At 62.4% G+C, this 18,854-nt stretch carries 15 protein-coding genes; 6 read left to right on the forward strand and 9 right to left on the reverse strand.

Annotation, left to right across the window (positions count from 1 at the left end; translation table 11 throughout):
- Positions 1 to 10 precede the first annotated feature (10 nt).
- On the reverse strand, positions 11 to 913 hold the full coding sequence (locus CJEIK_RS01165) for a hypothetical protein (RefSeq protein WP_005297017.1): 903 nt from the start codon (positions 911 to 913) through the stop codon (positions 11 to 13).
- A gap of 180 nt (positions 914 to 1,093) precedes the next feature.
- On the opposite strand from CJEIK_RS01165, the gene CJEIK_RS01170 reads away from it, so the two are divergent.
- Positions 1,094 to 2,383, forward strand: a complete 1,290-nt coding sequence (locus CJEIK_RS01170) for an adenylosuccinate synthase (protein ID WP_005297015.1) — start codon at positions 1,094 to 1,096, stop codon at positions 2,381 to 2,383.
- 30 nt (positions 2,384 to 2,413) lie between these two features.
- Here the strand turns inward: CJEIK_RS01170 and CJEIK_RS01175 are convergent, their stop codons facing one another.
- Positions 2,414 to 4,138, reverse strand: a complete 1,725-nt coding sequence (locus tag CJEIK_RS01175; protein WP_034965433.1) for a choline/carnitine O-acyltransferase — start codon at positions 4,136 to 4,138, stop codon at positions 2,414 to 2,416.
- 155 nt (positions 4,139 to 4,293) lie between these two features.
- On the opposite strand from CJEIK_RS01175, the gene CJEIK_RS01180 reads away from it, so the two are divergent.
- Positions 4,294 to 5,916, forward strand: coding sequence for an AMP-binding protein (locus CJEIK_RS01180; RefSeq protein WP_005297008.1), 1,623 nt, complete (start codon positions 4,294 to 4,296; stop codon positions 5,914 to 5,916).
- A 5-nt stretch (positions 5,917 to 5,921) separates the two neighbouring features.
- On the opposite strand, the gene nrdF is transcribed toward CJEIK_RS01180, so the two are convergent.
- Both nrdF and nrdI read right to left on the reverse strand, forming a co-directional pair.
- Positions 5,922 to 6,938 (reverse strand): class 1b ribonucleoside-diphosphate reductase subunit beta, encoded by a 1,017-nt coding sequence (gene nrdF / locus CJEIK_RS01185; protein WP_005297005.1) that lies wholly within the window; start codon positions 6,936 to 6,938, stop codon positions 5,922 to 5,924.
- A gap of 58 nt (positions 6,939 to 6,996) precedes the next feature.
- A complete protein-coding gene (nrdI, locus tag CJEIK_RS01190) occupies positions 6,997 to 7,440 on the reverse strand; it encodes a class Ib ribonucleoside-diphosphate reductase assembly flavoprotein NrdI (RefSeq protein WP_005297002.1) in 444 nt (147 codons plus the stop codon).
- Positions 7,441 to 7,663: 223 nt separating this feature from the next.
- On the opposite strand from nrdI, the gene CJEIK_RS01195 reads away from it, so the two are divergent.
- Positions 7,664 to 8,095 (forward strand): pyridoxamine 5'-phosphate oxidase family protein, encoded by a 432-nt coding sequence (locus tag CJEIK_RS01195; RefSeq protein WP_005296999.1) that lies wholly within the window; start codon positions 7,664 to 7,666, stop codon positions 8,093 to 8,095.
- On the opposite strand, the gene CJEIK_RS01200 is transcribed toward CJEIK_RS01195, so the two are convergent.
- From CJEIK_RS01200 to CJEIK_RS01210, 3 genes are read right to left on the reverse strand one after another with little or no spacing between them, the layout of a single operon-like run.
- Positions 8,092 to 9,159, reverse strand: a complete 1,068-nt coding sequence (locus tag CJEIK_RS01200) for a phosphotransferase family protein (protein ID WP_005296996.1) — start codon at positions 9,157 to 9,159, stop codon at positions 8,092 to 8,094. The two genes, CJEIK_RS01195 and CJEIK_RS01200, sit on opposite strands and share 4 nt — an antisense overlap.
- Complete coding sequence (locus CJEIK_RS01205) at positions 9,149 to 10,411, reverse strand: acyl-CoA dehydrogenase family protein (RefSeq protein WP_005296994.1); 1,263 nt, start codon at positions 10,409 to 10,411, stop codon at positions 9,149 to 9,151. The genes CJEIK_RS01200 and CJEIK_RS01205 overlap by 11 nt, the downstream gene beginning before the upstream one ends.
- Before the next feature lie 7 nt (positions 10,412 to 10,418).
- Positions 10,419 to 11,312, reverse strand: coding sequence for an SDR family oxidoreductase (locus tag CJEIK_RS01210; RefSeq protein ID WP_005296990.1), 894 nt, complete (start codon positions 11,310 to 11,312; stop codon positions 10,419 to 10,421).
- 171 nt (positions 11,313 to 11,483) lie between these two features.
- On the opposite strand from CJEIK_RS01210, the gene CJEIK_RS01215 reads away from it, so the two are divergent.
- Positions 11,484 to 12,251, forward strand: coding sequence for a histidine phosphatase family protein (locus tag CJEIK_RS01215; RefSeq protein ID WP_005296988.1), 768 nt, complete (start codon positions 11,484 to 11,486; stop codon positions 12,249 to 12,251).
- 48 nt (positions 12,252 to 12,299) lie between these two features.
- Here CJEIK_RS01215 and CJEIK_RS01220 read toward each other — a convergent pair whose 3' ends face one another.
- Entirely contained in the window at positions 12,300 to 13,010 is a 711-nt protein-coding gene (locus CJEIK_RS01220) for a TetR/AcrR family transcriptional regulator (RefSeq protein WP_248623878.1), read from the reverse strand.
- A gap of 43 nt (positions 13,011 to 13,053) precedes the next feature.
- Between CJEIK_RS01220 and CJEIK_RS01225 the strand changes: the two genes are divergently transcribed.
- Together CJEIK_RS01225 and CJEIK_RS01230 are read left to right on the forward strand one after the other, a co-directional pair.
- On the forward strand, positions 13,054 to 14,205 hold the full coding sequence (locus CJEIK_RS01225) for a nucleoside hydrolase (protein ID WP_005296983.1): 1,152 nt from the start codon (positions 13,054 to 13,056) through the stop codon (positions 14,203 to 14,205).
- 514 nt (positions 14,206 to 14,719) lie between these two features.
- Complete coding sequence (locus CJEIK_RS01230) at positions 14,720 to 15,958, forward strand: IS256-like element IS3506 family transposase (protein WP_011113078.1); 1,239 nt, start codon at positions 14,720 to 14,722, stop codon at positions 15,956 to 15,958.
- 181 nt (positions 15,959 to 16,139) lie between these two features.
- Here CJEIK_RS01230 and metE read toward each other — a convergent pair whose 3' ends face one another.
- Positions 16,140 to 18,458: a 5-methyltetrahydropteroyltriglutamate--homocysteine S-methyltransferase gene (gene metE / locus CJEIK_RS01235; RefSeq protein WP_005296978.1), complete on the reverse strand. Its 2,319-nt coding sequence runs from the start codon at positions 18,456 to 18,458 to the stop codon at positions 16,140 to 16,142.
- Positions 18,459 to 18,854 lie beyond the last annotated feature (396 nt).

The raw sequence follows: 18,854 nt of genomic DNA on the forward strand, positions 1-18,854 counted from the left end.
GCGGGCGCGCTTAATTGCGCACGAACTGTCCATCCCGCAGGTGGCGGTAAAACGTCACCGACTTCAACGGGCGGGGATGGCGCACCCCATCACGGGTAACCGCCAGATCCACCCCACCGGCCTGTAAGGCCCGCCCCCGCAGCACCGTCGGAGAGACGGTACTGCGGGGCTTCTTTATGCGCCCAAACCAACCCTTACGGGGCAACGGCGGACGCTGCACCGCAGCCAAACCCGGAGCATCCGGGGTGGGAACCAGGCGCACACCATTGTTGAAATCGCTGGTGCCCGCCTTTGCCTGCTCATACAGGATCTCGGAATCGACGATCACCTCGCCGATCATCTCCGTCGCATTTTCGGATGCACTCGCCGAGCTTGCCGCGCCTTCTGAATCCGCCGAGCCAGCCGGGTTAACCGGCCCGGTGACCTCCGCCGCTCCCAACGTCACCACGCCATGGTCGTCGCGAATCACCGGAGTCGGCACAGCCGGGGAAGCCAGCGCGAAGGTGAGGTGTTCGGCGGGGGAGAAGGTGGCGTCCAGACCCCACGAAAGAGCAACCGCCGAAGAACCAGAAGGGATAAAACCGACCTCAACCCACAGGGCATCGATGCGCATCAACTTGGAAACCACGGCGGCCAGAGCAGCGTCGCTACCCTGCACGATCACGCGCACGCGCTCGCTGACCTCGTGCGGATCCGGCTGCGGGGCGCCCAAGTGGGGAGCGTCGGGGCGCTGCATCATCTCCTCCAGCGACGGAGTGGAACCTACCACGAACCGCTCCAGATCATCCAGGAAACGCAGCTCCTTGCGCTTCGGCACAGCGGACAGATCGAGGCACTCCACGGCCTCGCCCGGCAGTACAGGATCGCGCAGCCGATCGCTGGCGGGAACATCGCAACGCAACATAAACAACATAGAAACCCACCATAGCCGTGCCACAAGCACCGGCGAGGTACTAGAATGGAGAAACGTCTAGGTGCCCCGCCCGATTTCTAACTGAAGCTACAGCAGCGACAGAAGATGCAGTGAATGCATGGCGCGGGGCTACACCCATGAGTACAGAAGTACCAACGCAGAGGACGTGTTTTAGTTTCCATGGCATCGATCATCGTCGTAGGCGCCCAGTGGGGCGACGAAGGTAAGGGCAAAGCTACCGACATTCTGGGCGGGAAGGTCGATTACGTAGTCAAGCCCAACGGCGGCAACAACGCCGGCCACACCGTCGTCGTCGGCGGCGAAAAGTACGAACTCAAGCTGCTGCCCGCAGGTGTGCTTTCCGAAAACGCCACGCCCATCATCGGCAACGGCTGCGTGGTGAACCTGGAGGCACTGTTCGAGGAGATCGACGGGCTGGAGGCTCGCGGCGCAAACGCCTCCCGCCTGCGCGTTTCCGCCAACGCGCAGCTGGTGGCGCCCTACCACGTGGCCATCGACCGCGTGGCCGAGCGCTTCCTGGGCAAGCGCGCCATCGGCACCACCGGCCGCGGCATCGGCCCGACCTACGCAGACAAGGTCTCCCGCGTGGGCATCCGCGCCCAGGACCTGCTGGACGAATCCATCCTGCGCCAGAAAATCGAATCCGCACTGGATCAGAAGAACCAGATCCTGGTGAAGATCTACAACCGTCGCGCCGTCGACGTGGACGAGGTCGTGGAATACTTCCTCTCCTACGCCGATCGCCTCAAGCCGATGTTGATCGATGTGTCGACGGAGCTGAACCAAGCTCTGGACGCCGGTAAGTCTGTGCTGATGGAGGGCGGCCAGGCCACGATGCTAGACGTGGACCACGGCACGTATCCCTTCGTGACTTCCTCTAACCCCACCACTGGCGGCGCATGCGTGGGCACGGGCATTGGTCCGACGCGCATTACCGCATCGCTGGGCATCATCAAGGCCTACACCACCCGTGTGGGTGCGGGCCCGTTCCCAACGGAGCTGTTCGACAAGTGGGGCGAGTTCCTGCAGACCACCGGCGGCGAGGTTGGCGTGAACACCGGGCGCAAGCGCCGCTGCGGCTGGTATGACTCCGTGATCGCCCGCTACGCCTCCCGCGTGAACGGCTTCACCGACTACTTCCTGACGAAGCTGGACGTGCTGACTGGCATCGGCGAAATCCCGATCTGTGTAGCCTACGACGTGGACGGTGTGCGCCACGACGAGATGCCGATGACGCAGACCGAGTTCCACCACGCAACCCCGATCTACGAGACCATGCCCGCGTGGGACGAGGACATCACCGACTGCAAGACCTTCGAGGAGCTGCCGCAGAAGGCGCAGGATTACGTCAAGCGTCTGGAAGAGCTGTCCGGCTGCCGGATCTCCTACATTGGCGTGGGCCCGGGCCGCGACCAGACCATCGTCATCAACGACGTCGCGGAGAGCTAGGGCAGGGCTAGGGCGCTGCGCTAGAGCGCGCTAGAGCGCGCGCAGGAAGTCGGCCAGCAACTCCGCCGCCCGGGTGAGGTTGGCCTGGAACTGCTCCGGCTGCTCCGCCTTGTCGCGGCTGAAGGTCAGGCAGTACTCGATGCTGGTGGCCTTCGGCGTGTAGTTCACGCCGAAACCATTGGGGATGGTGGGGGCGAAAACATAGCGGATGATGTGTGCATCGCTGCCGATTGAGGTGGTGGACAGGAAGTCCGTGCGGGCGGCTTTGACGCCCGGATCCGCCAGCAGCGCCAGGGGAGCGCCGGACTGCTTCTCCGAGGTGAAAGACAGCGCCCACAGGTGGCGATCGATGCCACGACCAGTCTTGCAGCCAATCACCCAATTGCGGTGGGCATTCAGTGCCTCCTGCAGGGCCTCGACGGTCGGCTTGCCGGCAACGAGCTGCTTAGAGAAAGCCACGGCCTCCGGGGTGACCGCGCGCAGGCATTCCGTGCGGCCGGCCTTGTACTCGCGCATATCCACGGCCTCGTACACCGCACGGATGCGGCCGAAGGTCAGCTGTTGAGCGATGGAGAGAATCAGCTGGCTCATCGCATCGGCGCTGAACTTGAAAGGCAGCTCCTCCTTCGCCAGTTTCGGCACCTCGATGATTTCTACGGCGTATTCGTCGCCGGTGGGGATGGAGGCGGCAGGCGCAACCGGGGATAGCTCCAGCGGGGCGACATCGGCTGGGGTGGCATCCGCGTCGGCGTTTGCGGCCGTAGGGGCGTCACTATCCACAGCCTCCTGCACCCGGCGCACCGCCTCCACGAGCGTGGCTCCATCGACCGTCGAATGCTCCACGTGTATGGCCGCAAAATTGCTGGCCAGGTTGATTTCATACGTCAGCGGCTTGTACACCCAGGCGTGGCCGGGGGCGAAAGTGAGGTCGCGCAGCAGGTCGGCCTCGGTGGCCTGCGCATCGTCGATCAGGTGCAGCGCGAAAAGTTGATCGCGCAGGGTGGCTTGAGTCTCCGCGGGGAGCGGGAGCTCGGCCAGGGCCGCGGAGCCGAGGTAGGAAAGGCGGGCGTCGAGGGCGGGCTCGGCAGTCTCGCCGGTGCTGGCGGCGCTCCCGGCGGTGTCGGAGTTAGTACGCAGCACCTCCAAGGTGGCGCGCAGCTGCTCCCGAGAGGCTAGGCGCCCCTGCTCGTCCGTGATGCGCAGGTCGAACACGTGGCCATCCACGATCACGCCGATGCTGCGGGATGCGGTGCCGAGCTCGCTGAAGGTGACCTCATCGCAGTCTGGGCGGGGGATGCGCAGCGCGCCGTTGAAGCAGCGCCACTGGTTGGCGTCCAGCGGATTGCCGCGGCCGTCGACCTCCTCCGGCATCGAACCATCGGCCTGCTTCAGGTGCACCAGCGCCAGGGCGCGCAGGATGTCCACGGCACGATCCAACCCAGAGGTCCCCGTGCGCAGGTTGATCTGGAAGCCCACGTTGGAGGTGGTCTGTAACGGCGTGCGAACGGTCAGGTAATCGCGGAGCCAGCGGTCTGCCAGCCAGCTGCTGTTCGCGGCGTCGCGGTCGGCGGCGAAGGCCTCCAGGGCGGACTGCAGGGCGGGGCCCTGGTTGGCTTGGAAGTCCTCGATGGCTCGCTCCGTGGCGGCCAGCATATCGGCATCCGCGACGGCAGAGACCGCATGGCGGAGCGCGGGCAGCGTGGCATCCAGCGGTGGTACGGGGAGAGGCTTGAGGTGAGCGCGATTATCCTGCATGACCTCGAGTCTACTGAGGAGCTACGGGGGTGAACGCCGGAAAGATCTGAATATTTTTAAAAGGAAAATACTTGTTCGACAACGTGATGCACGTCACTCGCTTAAGGTTTGTCTTAAATTTGCAAACGCAAGCCCCGGCTACGAGGAGTGAAACTATGCCGATCCAGAGCCCACAGCAGGAAATCGACATTCCGAACAGCACAATCTACGACGTACTTTTCGGCAACATCGCCGAAGAAGACCTCGGTCGCATCGCCATCACGGACGACGCCACGGGATCGCAAACCACCTACGGGGAACTCAAGGCTCTTATTGACGCCTTCGCGGGCGCCCTGGCCGACCGCGGAGTCAAGCCAGGCGTAGTCGTCGGGCTGCACTGCCCGAACAGCCTCGCCTTCGCGGTCGCCTTCCACGGCATTCTCCGCGCCGGGGCAACTGTTACTACCTTGGGGTCACTACTGAACGCTCACGACGTGGCAAAACAGCTTAAGGACTCTGGTGCGACGTTTGTGCTGACGACCAAGCTGCTGGGGGAAGCGGGCGTCCTAGGTGCAGAAGAGGCAGGGATCGACCCGAGCAACATCATCGACCTCACCGACGAAGCAACTGGCCTCAAGGCGCTCGTGAGGGAGGGCCGCCCCGCGCCCGAAGTCACCATCGACCCGGCGACCCACGTGGCGGTGCTGCCGTACTCGTCGGGCACCACGGGCGTGCCGAAGGGCGTGCGGTTGAGCCACCGCAACCTCGTGGCGAACATTCTGCAGATCGGCGTGCGGCTCGGCCCCAACGGCCTGGACCGCGACTCCGTGGTGATGTGCGTGCTGCCGTTCTTCCACATCTACGGCATGAATGTCCTGCTGAACTCCTGCCTGTACGTGCGCGCCCACGTGGTGACCATGCCCAGCTTCGACCTGGAGAAGTTCCTGGCGGCACATCAGAAGCACGGCATCACGTTTACCTTCATCGCCCCGCCGATCGCCGTGGCGCTGGCCAAGCACCCGCTGGTGGACAAGTTCGACATCGGCTCCCTGGAGACCGTACTTTCCGGCGCGGCGGCCCTGGATGGGCAGCTTGCAAACGCGGTAGCCAACCGCCTGGGCGTGCGCATCCTGCAGGGCTTCGGCATGACGGAAACCAGCCCCGTCACCAGCGTGAGCGACGTCGGAGTTACGCCACTGGATTCCATCGGCCTGCCGGTCTCCAACACGGAGGTGAAGATCGTGGACATCACGACAGAAGACCTCGCGGAGATCCACCCGCCCGCGAACGAGGGCGAGCGTTCCATCGAAGGTGAAATGTGGGTGCGCGGCCCGCAGGTGATGCTCGGTTACCTCAACAACGAGGAAGCCACCGCCAACACCATCACCCCCGACGGATGGCTGCGCACCGGCGACATCGCAAACCTAGACCACCTGGGCAACGCCTACGTGGTCGACCGCATGAAGGAACTGATCAAGTACAAGGGCTACCAGGTTGCCCCGGCCGAGCTGGAAGCGCTGCTGATGACGCACGAGGCCATTGCCGATGCGGCCGTGGTTGGTTACCTGCGCGAATCGGACGGCGAAGAGCTGCCGCGTGCATTCCTGGTGCTGCAGCAGGGCGTGGACCCGAACGACCCGGCCGTGAGCGCGGAGGCGCTCATGGAGTGGGTTGCCGAGCGCGTGACCCCGTACAAGAAGATCCGCATGGTCGAGTTTATTGACGCGATCCCGAAGTCCAGCACGGGCAAGATCCTGCGCAAGGATCTGAAGAACGTGCCCGTGGCAGCTAAGGCCTAGCAGCGCTAGAAATCCCAGTCGTCCTCCTCCGTTGATTCCGCCCGCCCGATCACGTAGGAGGATCCGGAGCCGCTAAAGAAGTCGTGCGTTTCGTTGGAATCCGGCGCCAGGGCGGCGATGATTTCCGGCTCCGTTTTCGCCGCTTCTTCTTCGTATTGCGGCGGATACCCCAGATTCATCAGCGCCTTATCCGCGTTGTAGTGCACGAAGGCCATCACGCCGTCGATCAACGATTTCTCGTCGGGTAGGGTCCCGCCGTACAGGTCTCCGGAATACTCCTTCTCCAGCTCCAGAAGTTCCTCCACTAGCGCGAACGTGAACTCCTCGAGTTCCGCCGAGCGCTCCGGGTGGGCCTCCAGCCCTCGCTGGAATTTGTATCCCGAGTAGTACCCGTGGACGGCCTTGTCCCGCAGGATCAACCGGATCATGTCGGCTGTATTCATCAGCGTGCCCCGGCAGCTAAACCAAAGCGGTAGGTAGAACCCGGCGTACAGCAGCAGGGAGGACAGTAGCGTGGCGGCGACCTTCCGCTTGAGTGGGTCGTCCCCGTAGTAGTGCTGCATCACTGCCGTCGCTCGGCGCTGCAGGGCTGGGTTACCGATGGCCCAGGTATAGGCGGCGTTGATTTCCTCGCTGCTGCACATCGTGCTGAACACACTGCTGTAGCTGCGCGCGTGAACGGCCTGCATAAAGGCGATGTTTGCGTAGACCGCTTGTTCGTGTTCGGTGCGGGCATCCGGGATCTGGCTGATCTCACCAACGGTCGCCTGCACAGTATCCAGCAGCGTGAGCCCGGTGAATACCTTGGTGGTCAGCTCGCGTTCTGCGTCCGTCAGTGCGTTCCAGGTTGGCAGGTCGTTGGACAGCGGTACTTTCTCTGGCAGCCAGAAATTGCTGGTCAGCCGCTGCCAGATCTCCAGGTCCTTCTGGTCGTCCAGCCGGTTCCAATTCACCGGCCGCAGTGGCCGGGCGGGGTCGTGCGGCCATTGGGGTGGGGTTTGGGAGCGCATGAGGTAGCTCATTGTTTCCTTTCTGATTCTTCTCGATCGTGTCGTTCTGCTTGTGTCTTATTGCTCTGTCTTATGGACGCCACATCTTCCCGCCAGTCCGATCCCAGAACTCCCGGATGCCTTCCCGAACACGGGCAACATCGCGGGCTGTGCCGAGCAATTCAAAGCGATAGAGCTCCGGCACCTGGCACTTGGCGGCGATTGTTGGTCCAGCGCAGCAGTATGCCGTACCGAAATTCCTGTTTCCGCTGGTGATCACACCCCTGATGAGAGAGCGGTTATGTGAATTGTTGAGGAAGGTGATGACTTGCCTGGGCACCGCCTTCCGCGGGTCGCCTCCGCCATAGGTTGGGGTGATGAGCACATAGGGCTCGTCGACGATGAGCTCCGGCTCCTTGCGCCGCAAGGGGATGCGGCGGGCGGGAATGTCCAACTTGTCGACGAATCGGCGGGTGTTTTCGGAGGCAGAGGAGAAGTAGACGATGCGCGGCTGCGAGACCGCGATTGGTTGCATTGGGGGAGAGGTCCTTTACAGCTTGTTGCTAGTTGGAGCTGGTTGTTCGTTGGGGTGAATATCCATAAAACTAGCTCCAAAAGTTCAATGACACGAACTTTACAACAACAATGTATTGAACTTTTGTGTAGGGTGCCTGGTGTAGCCAACTTCACATCGCGCGACCGACAGCGCGGTGCGGAAAAACCGCCAGAGAAAACCAGAAAAAGAAAGGACAGAGCTCATGGCGAAGCTAACCCAAGAAATGAAAGACATGATCGATGCACAGCTGCCCTACCTGGCAACTGTCACCGATGGTGAAACGCTGCTGCCGGACATTGGTCCGAAACGCAGCCTGCGCGTGTGGGATGACGAAACGTTGATCTATAACGAAAACACCGGCCGGCAACACCTGGAAAACCTACGGGCCGGTTCAAAGGCCGCTGTGGCGGTCGTGGATTGGGCAGAGCTAGACGGGTACCGGTTTATCGGTCCAGCAGAACTGTTCCACGAAGGGCCGGTGTGGGACGCGGCGGTGAAGTTCGCCGAGGAAAAGGGGCACAACCCACCGAAGATGGCGGTGCTGATCCACATCGAGCAGATCTACACCCTCATGCTCGGCAAGAACGCTGGCCGGTTACTGGCCAGCGATGACGAGTCCCTGATGGTGGACTAAAAACCGTACTCGCGGGCGGTGATAGCTGCCTGGTTGACGATCCACTCCACCATCTCCTGGGTCGGAGCTCCGGAAATCGCCTGGTTGGAGGGGTTGTTCATCACTCGGCGGACCACACCCTCGACGATGATCGCCACCTTCCACAGACCCAGGACGTGCCAGTAGGCCAGCGCCTGCCGCTCGCGGTCGGAGGTCTTGCCCGTCTTCTGCAGGTAGCGCTCCGCCAGAGCCTCGGGGGCGGGGAAGCCCTCGGCCAGCGCGGCCTCGAAGCCGGGCAGCTGCAGGCCGTTCTTCACCGGCCAATAGGCCAAGAGGGAGCCGATATCCGCCAGCGGGTCGCCGAGTGTCGTCAGCTCCCAGTCCACAACCGCGTTGATCTTCCCGGTCGCCGGGTCCGCGATAACGTTGCCGATGTGTAGGTCGCCGTGCACCAGCACGGTCTCATCCTGCTCGGGGATCTTCGCCACCAGCAGCTTCGTCAGCTCGTCGAGCGCGGGAAGTTCACGCGTCTTCGTCTTGTCCCATTGCCCCGTCCAGCGCCGTAGCTGCCGTGGGGCGTAGGGCTTATGCGACGCCAAGTCGTCCAAACCAACCGACTTCAGATCGACACTGTGGATCGCCGCCATCGAGTCGATCAGCCCGTCGGCGATCTTGCCGCGCACCTCGGGCGTAATGCTGTCCGCAACCTTCATGGAGTTGACGGTCACCCCGTCGATAGCGGACATGGCGATCACCGGCACGTCGGCTACCTGCTCTTCGCGGTTTTCCTCCCAGTCGGTCGAGCTTCCGTAGATCTTCGGCACCGGAACATCCGTGTTTTCCAGCGCTGCCATGATCTTGCCCTCGCGGACAACGTCGTGGGCGCTGGCGGTTAGTTTGCCCAGGGGCGGACGGCGCACGACCACACGCTTGCCCTGGGAATCTGTGGCCAGGTAGGTCAGGTTCGATTGCCCTGCGCCGATCCGCTGCAGGGAGATGCCGTCCGCGCCGCCTTCCAGTCCGGCTACGTCGTGCAGCCAGCTGGCCAGGTGGGCGTCAGAAAAAGAGCTAGAGTTACTTGTCACGGTACTTCCTCAATTCTGCTCGGGCGATGGTCATGCGGTGGACCTCATCCGGGCCATCGGCTAGGCGCAGAGTGCGCAGGCCCGCCCACATGGCGGCCAGGGGAGTGTCGTCGGTGACGCCCTCCCCGCCGTGCACCTGAATCGCTTGATCAACGATGCGCAGCGCCATCGCCGGGGCGGCCACCTTGATGGCGGCGATCTCCTGGCGGGCAGCCTTGTTTCCAACGGTGTCCATCATCCAGGCGGCCTTCATGGTCAGCAGGCGAGCCTGCTCGATGTCGATGCGGGCCTGGGCAATCTGATCGCGGATATTGTCACGGCTGGCCAAAGGCTTGCCGAAGGCGGTGCGGGATAGGGCGCGGGTGCACATGAGCTCCAGGGCACGTTCGGCCATTCCGATGGCGCGCATGCAGTGGTGGATGCGGCCCGGCCCCAGGCGATCCTGGGAGATCTTAAAGCCCATGCCCTCGCCGCCGAGGATGTCCTTATCCGGCACGAAAACGTCCTTGAAGTGGACCTCCGCGTGGCCTTCGCGGTCGTGGTAGCCGAACACCGGCAGGTTCCGCACGATTGTCACGCCGGGCGCGTCCGCGGGCACGGCGAGCATGGACTGCTGGCGGTGGATCTCCGCATCCGGGCTGGTCTTGCCCATCACAATCATGACCTTCAGGTGCGGGTGCATGCCGTTGGAGGTAAACCACTTGCGGCCGTTCAGCACGTAGCCGCCGTCGGTGCGTTCCATGCTCATGCGCACGTTGGTGGCATCGCTGGAGGCTACGCCCGGCTCCGTCATGGCAAACGCGGAGCGGATTTCGCCGTTGAGTAGCGGTTCCAGGTACTTCTCCCGGTGCTCGTCTGTGCCGTAGAGCTCGAAGACCTCCATGTTGCCGGTGTCCGGGGCGTTGCAGTTGCAGGCCTCGGGGGCCAGGTGCATGGAGCGGCCCATGATCTCCGCCAGGGGCGCGTATTCGGCATTCGTCAGGCCCGGGCGGTTGCTGTCTCCGCCAGCGCTGCCATTGTTACCAGTGCCACCAGCGCCGCCAGTTCCGAGGTGAGGGTGGAAGAGGTTCCACAGGCCGCGCTTCTTCGCCTCGGCCTTCAAATCATCGAGAATGGCGGGGAAGTGGTGCGGGTCGCCGGATTCGCGCATCTGTTGCTCGTACACGGCCTCGGCCGGGTAGATGCACTCGTCCATGAATTCGGTGAGCTTGCCTTGGTATTCCAAGGACCGTTCGCTGTGCTGGAAGTCCACTGTTTTCTTACCTTTCGACGCCAGATTGTCCGCCAGCGGGCTTATCAGCAGCGCCGGACTTTCCGGGGGTAGTCACGTCGATGGTCTTGTTGCCCACGAGCATTCCGCCGTCGACTACGAGGTTCTCGCCGGTGAGCCAGGAGCTGGTGGGTGCGGCCAGGAAGGCGATGGCGTCGGCGATGTCTTCGGGCTCGCCGATGCGGCCAGCGGGGATCAGAGTGGAAGTGGAGTCTTCGTTTTCCTTCCACAGCGCCTCCGAGAGCTTGGTGCGCACTACGCCGGGGGAGACGCTGTTTACGCGGATGCGTGGCGCCAGTTCGCGAGCCATCTGCTTGGTCAGGTGTAGCAGGGCGGCCTTGGAGGCGTTATACAGGCCGATGTAGTCCTCCATGGTTAGGGCGCCGATGCTGGAGACGTTCACGACTGCGCCGGCGGGGCCGCGGTCAGCGCTGCCAGTGCCGGCAGTGTCGGCAGCCTTACCGAGGCCTGCCTCGATGGCGGCGCTGGTCCAGATGACTGGCCCGATGGTGTTGATCTGGAAAACCTTCGTCATGATTTCCGCGGACTGCTTGTGCACGGGGCCGAAGGCGGGGTTCGTGCCCGCGTTGTTGATGAGTACATCTAGACGACCGAATTCCTCGACCGCTTGGGTGCAGGCCTTCTTCGCTGCCTCCGGGTCCGCAACGTGGGCGGCGATGCCGATCACGCGGCCAGCGTCGGGGTTTTGTTTCCGGGCGGCTGCCTGCAGTTCCTCGGCGGCGGGGCCGACGGTTTCTGGCTTACGGCCGGTGATGACCACGTTCGCGCCACTGGCCGCGAGCTGCAGCGCGGTGGCGTGCCCGATGCCGCGGGTACCGCCGGTGACAATGACGGTCAGGCCGGCGTAATTGTACTTACTCATTCAGGGGTCCTTTGCGAGGGTTGGTATGGGAGTTGGGATTGAGCTTGAGCTGTGACTTGCATCATAAGCAGGTGGTGGGCTGCAAATGTGAAGGATCGCAAAACTAAAGACATTCGGGTGTGAGTGAGGGAGACTGGCCTGAGGTCTTAGAAAAGTTTGGAGTTCTAGAAAATGGGGATTTTGTACCTGGTTCGCCATGGGCAGGCGAACTCTGGCGGCTTGCACACCAGCGATGTCGCAGACGGCGCGATGGAGGAAACCTACGACCGCCTGACACCCCTCGGGCACGAGCAGGCTGTAGCGACCGGACGCAGCTTGGCTGTGCGCATTGGTGGGGCGGGGGAGAGTGCGGCGCGACCGGTGGTGTTGTCTGGTCCGCTGGGGAGGCAGCTCAGCACTGCCGAAGGCGTTCACGCGGAACTGAAGGCCGCTGGCCTGGAGCCGCAGGGTATCCGCACTGTGGAGCAGTGGCGCGAGTTTAGTTCCGACGACGTGCTGGCCCCGTATTTTCGCGCCCACCCCGACAAGCTCGCGGAGATCCGCCGGGCCTACGAAGCTGCGCGCGACACCCCTGGGGGAATGAAGGAGCACAACCGCCTGCTCGGCCGTGCTATTGACACCGCCTTACGAGAGTGGCGCTTTACCCCGGCATTCGACTCCTTCGCCGCGCAGGTAGAGCACGGTTTTTCGGACGCCATGTCCCTTGCCATGGGCGATCAACCAGTTGTGGTAGTTACTTCCGGCGGGCCGATCTCCATATGCGCGGCGGAGCTCATCGGTGCCGATTGGACGCGGCTGATTAACAACATCTTCACCGCCTCGGTGAGTGTGTTTAGCGTCCGGAGTGTGGGCAAAGCCCAGCTTCTGAGCTTTAATGAACACGCGCACCTGGACATTCCGGACGCATCGGGGAGCCGCCCGCTGCGCCGCTATCGTTAGAGACGGCGCCGGCTAGGGGATTCCGGCTAGGGGGGCGCCGGGTTTGCCTTATAGCTCCCCGGGTTTCGTGTCCTCCATGCCGACCATGCGGAAAGTCATGAGGCTCAGAGTCTTGATCGTGCGCTCCACAATCTCGTCACGGTTTTCATCGGTGACCTCGTAGAAGCCCTGAATAAAAGTGGCATGGCAGAAGCGGGTGAACATCGCAGCAATAGCGGCAGCGGTGTACTCCACATCCTCCAGCGGCGGAATCATGCTTTTAGCAATCATCGCCTCCAGCATCCGGCGGTTGCGGCCAACCATCTGCTTAGCGATCTGCATCTGACGATCCGCGAGTTCCGGGCTGAACTGGGAAGATTGCGCAACCAGGTTCATAGCCCCTGCGTTGTTCGCGTAGAAGCGCACGAACTCACGGTTGCTGTGGATCACCGTAGCGCGGGCGTCATCAATGCTTAGCAAGCTATCGTCGAGCGTGGGGTTCAGATCTTTCTCGACGCTGGCTAGCACGTTCATGAGGAGGTCCTGGCGGTCCTCGAAATACGTGTATAGGGTGCCGACAGAACAGCCGGCCACCTCCGCAATCTTCGTCAGCTTAGTGTGGTGGTAACCATCGGTAGTGAACACCTTGCGGGCGGCATCTAGGATATCTGCGCGACGGGCCGCAGCTTTGGGAGAGAGTGATTCTTTTGAGTGAGTAGCTGCGGTGCCACGTGGGTAATTATTTGAAGCTTCTCGCGAGCTTCCATTGTCGTGGGCCATAGGCTTCATTGTATAAGACTTAAACCCTATTAACTAAACAATAATGAAAGATTTTCGGACTTCGATGAGTCAAGATATTAACTCGGCGAAAGCAGATAAACCGCGCGTTGTTGCGGATGTAGATACGGGGATTGACGACAGCCTGGCGCTGATCTATCTGGCTGGTCTGCATTCCGCCGGGGAGATTGATTTAGTGGTCACGACCAGCGCGGGGAATACAACCGCACGGCAGGCAGCCGTGAATTCCATGGAGGTTCTGCGGCTTGCCGGGGTGGGGGAGGTGCCCGTGGTGGCGGGAGCGCGGTCGCCGATGGAAGTTCCATTGACGACGACTCCGGAAACCCATGGAGAAAAAGGTTTAGGCTATTATTTACCTCTGGATAAGGGGGTTGTGACAGGCGCAGTTGAGAGCGCGCAGGCAGCGGTGGATGCGTGGCGTGGGGCGTCGCACATTCTGATTGCCGGTCCGGCTACGAACCTCGCCTGGGCGCTGCGGCATGCGCCGGAGGCTTTGGGCGGCAATCGGGAAAGCGAGGCTGGGGGTGGCACGGCTAGAGGTGGCGCGGCTGGTGCCGAGATCACCCTGATGACCGGTGCCTTTAATTACCCCGGCAACACAACACCGACGGCTGAGTGGAATGCCTGGGTCGACCCCCACGCGCTGAAGGAAGTTTTCGCCGCTCCCGCCACCACTCCTGCGTCCGCCGATGCTCCCGCCTCCACCCGCCCGCTGCCGACGATCTGTCCGCTCAACGTTACCGAGCAAGTCCTTCTCTACCCCGAACGTTTACACAGGTGGCAACAGGCACTGCGCCCCACGCGCCCTGAGCTGGCCGCCCTCCTCGGCGACGCCCTCCGCTTCTACTTCGAATTCCACCAGTCGGTCGGCGTGGGCTATTGCGCGCAGATCCACGACCTCGCCGCAGCCATGGTGATGCTGCGGCGCGTCCCTTGTTCCTTTTATGACGCCACCGTGGACGTCGAGGCAGACTCTTCCCTCATGCGCGGCACCACCGTGGCCGACCGGGTTGCAGAGGTTCCCGTCGGTGAAGGAGCTGCGACCAGTGGGGCAGCAGAGGCTCGCGGTCCGTACTGGGATCGCCCGGCGAATGCCCGGATTCTCGAGTCTCTGGACCCGGCTGATGTTTTTGCAGAATTCGAGCGGGTGGTCTGCGGACGGAGTTCGTGCGGATGATGTGCGGACAGTATTTAGAGGGCTGTAGCCAGGGCTAGAAGGCCGGTAATTAAGGGCTTTGAGGGGGTAAATGTCGCTAAAACGGGAATACGTTAAAGGTAATAATTTGCATTAGTCAAAACTCGCAGGTCAGAGCGTTTTAAATTTTCCGGCTCCGCGCTGAGAGCTTGCGTATTCCCGTTCTAGCGACATTTGAGTGACATTTGGACGACATTTGGAGCCGGAGGGGGTTGTTCGGCGGGCCGATGACGTACGTATTCCCCGTTCTAGCGACATTAAGGGGAGATTTGGCCGAAATTTGGCGCTGGAGGGGGCTGAATTGGCTTGGAAAAGCAAAAGCGCCGCGCCGGGACTTCGAAAAGTCACTGACGCGGCGGGTACGCGGCGGATCTGTGGGTTGCGTCCCTTAGTGTGGTGTAACGCTTGCTGATGGTGGATCCCGGAAAGTAGTGGGCGGCCACCGCCAGTTAGCCTTTCAACTCAACTACCACATCTCACCGAAAGGCCTATGACGATGACCGCTGCACCGTATTCTATCGACCCGACAACCTATCTGGATGATTTGCTGGCCCAAGCGTCTCCGGATTTGATGCGCCAGATGCTGCAAGGGTTTATCAACCAGATCCTCTCCGCCCAGGCTGACACCGTCTGCGGCGCCGAATACGGGGTTGTATCCACCGAGCGGGTCAACCACCGCAACGGGTATCGCCACCGCGACCTTGACACCCGTGTCGGCACGATCGACGTGGCGGTGCCGAAACTGCGCCACGGCGCGTTCTTCCCAGACTGGCTGTTAGAGCGCCGCTCACGAGCAGAACGAGCCTTATCGACTGTGATCGCCACGTGCTACCTTAAGGGGGTTTCCACCCGCAGGATGAATGATCTGGTGGCTACACTTGGGATTTCCAGCATGTCGAAATCGCAAGTCTCACGCATGTCAGAAGAACTCGACGACATGGTCGCAGACTTCAAAAACCGCCCACTAGACCCCGGCGGGTACGCCTTTTTATCGTGCGATGCGCTCACGATCAAAGTCCGTGAAGGCGGCCGGGTGGTCAAATGCTCAGTGCTGCTTGCCACCGGAGTCAACGCCGACGGGTATCGCGAAATGCTCGGCATGCACGTCGCCACCGCGGAATCCAACGCGTCGTGGAAAGGCTTCTTCCAGGACTTAAAAGCCCGCGGACTTACTGGGGTATTCCTTATCACCAGTGATGCCCACGAAGGCATCCAGCACGCCATTTCCGAAGTGCTGCCCAATGCGTCGTGGCAGCGGTGCCGCACCCATTTCGCGAAGAACCTCTACGAAAAGGTCCCGAAAACACAATGGCCGATGGTCTCTGCGATGTTCCAGACAATCTTCCAGCAACCTGACGCCACATCCACTTGGGCTCAAGCCCGCGAAGTTGTCGACCTACTGGAGCCGAAATTCCCTCACGTCGCGGCGTATTTGGAGGAATCACTCGATGAAGTACTGGCGTTTACCGCAGTGCCGAAACCAGTCTGGACGAAGGTGTGGTCAAACAACCCCACAGAACGGTTAAACCGAGAGATCCGCCGGCGCACCGACGTCGTCGGCATTTTCCCAAACCGTGAATCCATCATCCGGCTTGTCGGTGCGGTCCTAGCCGAGCAACACGACGATTGGATCCAACAAAAACGCTACATGTCACTGACCGCACTCGAACACACCAAGCACCTCATGCACCACCCAGGAGAACATCGTGACGACCACCACCAGCTAACCGCCTAACCAAGCCCCGAACTTCATATCGAGCCGAAAGCACAAACGGCTACACCACTACACCGGACTTGACCGATCTGTGGCCATCCAGCAGCCAGCCGGATAAGCAACGGCTAGCTGACCAGCCGGAACGGCCAGGTAGATGAAGCGGCCAGCTAACCAGCGGGTGGTCTGCGGGCGCTAGACGAAACTAGACGCGCTCGCGGGCCTTCTTAGCGGCAGAAACCAGAACCTCCAGGGAGGCGGTGGTCTCTTCCCAGCCACGGGTCTTCAGGCCGCAGTCCGGGTTAACCCACAGCAGGGAGGGATCGACGGAATCCAGGGCGGCAGTCAGCAGGTCATCGACCTCCTGCTGCTTTGGAACACGCGGGGAGTGGATGTCCCACACGCCCGGGCCAACGCCCAGCTCGTAGCCCTCGTCCTTCAGCGCAGCCAGAACCTGCATGCCATTGCGGGCGGCCTCGATGGAGGTCACGTCGGCGTCCAGGTTGGAGACCGTGTCGATCAGCTCGTTGAACTCGGAGTAGCACATGTGGGTGTGGATCTGCACCTTGTTCTCCGCGCCGGAGGTAGCCAGGCGGAAGGAGCCAACGGCCCACTTCAGGTAGTCCGGCTGCTGCTCCTTGCGCAGCGGCAGTAGCTCGCGGATGGCAGGCTCGTCCACCTGTACCACGCGGGCGCCAGCGGCGATCAGGTCGTCGATCTCGTCGCGCAGAGCCAGCGCAACCTGGTCGGCGGTCTCGCCCAGCGGCTGATCGTCACGCACGAAGGACCAAGCCAGCATGGTCACCGGGCCGGTCAGCATGCCCTTGACCGGCTTGTCGGTCAGGTCGGCTGCAACCTTGTACCAGTCGACAGTCATAGCGTGCGGGCGGGAAACGTCACCGAAGATGATCGGCGGGCGCACGCAGCGGGAGCCGTAGGACTGCACCCAAGCGTGCTCGGTGGACAGGTAGCCGTCCAGCTGCTCGGAGAAGTACTGCACCATGTCGTTGCGCTCCGGCTCGCCGTGCACCAGCACGTCCAGGCCCAGCTCTTCCTGGCGCTTGATAACGTCCGCGACCTCGTCCTTCATGGCCTGGGTGTAGGCTGCGTCGTCGATCTCGCCCTTGCGGTGCTTCGCACGCGCTTGGCGGATCTCCGTGGTCTGCGGGAAGGAGCCGATGGTGGTGGTCGGCAGCGGCGGCAGGTTCAGCTCTGCCTTCTGCGCCTCGCGGCGGGCCTCGATGGAGTCGCGGCGACGGTCAGCGTCGGTCACGGAATCCTGGCGCTCGCGCACGGCGGCGTTGTGGGTCAGGGTGGAGTTCTTGCGATCCTCGATGGCCTCGCGAGTCTCGGCGAACAGCTGCTCGTCGGCCTCGGTCTGCTCGCCGCGCAGGGTGCGGGACAGGGCAGCGACCTCGCGGATCTTCTCGGAGCCGAAAGCCAGCCACTTCTGCACCTCGGGGTTCAGGTTCTGCTCGCGCTGCAGGGAGTAAGGCACGTGCAGCAGGGAGCAGCTCGTGGAGACGGCAACCGGGCCGCGCTCCTTGAGTCCCTGCAGGGTCTTCAGTGCTGCGTCCAGGTCGGTGCGCCAGACGTTGTGGCCATCCACAACACCTGCGGCCAGCAGTTCCTTGCCGGTCCAGGCGGGCAGCTCGGCGGCGGCAGCACCACCGGTGACCAGGTCCACGCCGAAGGCAGCCACACCGGAACCGCCCAGCAGCTCGATGGCAGCGTTGCCGTCGCCGAAGTAGGTCTGGATGAGGAGGTTGACGCCCTCATCGCCAGCACCCGCAGCCTCAACCAGCTTCTCGTAGCCAGCGCGGGTGCGCTTCAGCAGATCCTCGTTGGCGGTCGCATCAGCGTAGGCGAAGTCGGTGACCAGGATCGGCTCGTCGAACTGTACCCACTTAACGCCGCGGTCCGCGATGCGCTTGAGCAGGCGGGAGTAGGCGTCAAAAATTTCCTCGAGGTGAGCAAAGGCATCAGAACCATCGACGGTACGAGACAGCGCCAGGTACGTCAGCGGGCCAACCAGCACGGGGCGAACGGCCTCGCCTGCGCGGGTGACCTGGTCGCGGATGTCCTCGAGGAAGGCGGAATCGTCCAGCTCCACGCGGGAGTCCTTGGCCAGCTCCGGGACGATGTAGTGGTAGTTCGTGTCGAACCACTTCGTCATTGCGGATGCCGGCAGCTCCTTGGTGCCGCGGGCGGCGGCGAAGTAGCGGTCGATGAAGCGCGGCAGGCCGTCGTTGTCGTGGTCTGCGATATCGGCAACGCGCTCGGGCAGCAGGCCCAGCAGGGCGGTGGTGTCCAGCACTGCGTCGTAGAAGGAGCGGCCGGAGAACGCTGCGGAATCCAGACCCGCGGCCAGCAGCTCGTCGGTGTAGTCGTTGACCAGGCGAGTTGCGGTGGTAGCCAGGTTGCGGCCGGTGGAGTTATCGCGCCAGTAGCCCTCGAGAGCCTTCTTTAGCTCGCGGTCGGGTCCGATGCGCGGTACCCCGGCGACGGTTGCGTTGAAAGTCATTGTCTTTCCTGTCTTCCTTTTCCTATTGGCCCCGCCTGGCGGGGCTGTGTCTAGCTGTAAAGCTGTATGGAATTCTTGCCAGTGCGGTTCCCGCGCGGGTGCGCCTTTCCCGGGGCTCCAGAAGGCGCACACAAGTGGCGAGGCATTGCCTTTGCCGGTGCGTGGGTCGCTTGCTCAACTATTTAAGAATAGACAGCTTGGTCTGTCAACTAGATCACTTAAATCGGGGTTCCATAACCCCCGCCCCCGCGCCCGAAAGTCCACCGAATTGCCCTGCCGGAAGCCCTGCGATTTGTGCATCGGGTCCGCAGGCTGTAAGCATTTAACCAACATCAAAACCACTGGCCACGCGGGGTGATGCGCGGGTGGAACGTCGAGGTGACATAGACGTTGCAC

The sequence above is a fragment of the Corynebacterium jeikeium genome (genome assembly GCF_028609885.1).
GTDB classification, from domain to species: domain Bacteria; phylum Actinomycetota; class Actinomycetes; order Mycobacteriales; family Mycobacteriaceae; genus Corynebacterium; species Corynebacterium jeikeium.

Coding starts and splice junctions, on each gene's coding strand:
- CJEIK_RS01165 (WP_005297017.1), bottom strand. CDS start 913: ATGTTGTTTATGTTGCGTTGCGATGTTCCCGCCAGCGATCGGCTGCGC.
- CJEIK_RS01170 (WP_005297015.1), top strand. CDS start 1,094: ATGGCATCGATCATCGTCGTAGGCGCCCAGTGGGGCGACGAAGGTAAG.
- CJEIK_RS01175 (WP_034965433.1), bottom strand. CDS start 4,138: ATGCAGGATAATCGCGCTCACCTCAAGCCTCTCCCCGTACCACCGCTG.
- CJEIK_RS01180 (WP_005297008.1), top strand. CDS start 4,294: ATGCCGATCCAGAGCCCACAGCAGGAAATCGACATTCCGAACAGCACA.
- nrdF (WP_005297005.1), bottom strand. CDS start 6,938: ATGAGCTACCTCATGCGCTCCCAAACCCCACCCCAATGGCCGCACGAC.
- nrdI (WP_005297002.1), bottom strand. CDS start 7,440: ATGCAACCAATCGCGGTCTCGCAGCCGCGCATCGTCTACTTCTCCTCT.
- CJEIK_RS01195 (WP_005296999.1), top strand. CDS start 7,664: ATGGCGAAGCTAACCCAAGAAATGAAAGACATGATCGATGCACAGCTG.
- CJEIK_RS01210 (WP_005296990.1), bottom strand. CDS start 11,312: ATGAGTAAGTACAATTACGCCGGCCTGACCGTCATTGTCACCGGCGGT.
- CJEIK_RS01215 (WP_005296988.1), top strand. CDS start 11,484: ATGGGGATTTTGTACCTGGTTCGCCATGGGCAGGCGAACTCTGGCGGC.
- CJEIK_RS01220 (WP_248623878.1), bottom strand. CDS start 13,010: ATGGCCCACGACAATGGAAGCTCGCGAGAAGCTTCAAATAATTACCCA.
- CJEIK_RS01225 (WP_005296983.1), top strand. CDS start 13,054: ATGAAAGATTTTCGGACTTCGATGAGTCAAGATATTAACTCGGCGAAA.
- CJEIK_RS01230 (WP_011113078.1), top strand. CDS start 14,720: ATGACCGCTGCACCGTATTCTATCGACCCGACAACCTATCTGGATGAT.
- metE (WP_005296978.1), bottom strand. CDS start 18,458: ATGACTTTCAACGCAACCGTCGCCGGGGTACCGCGCATCGGACCCGAC.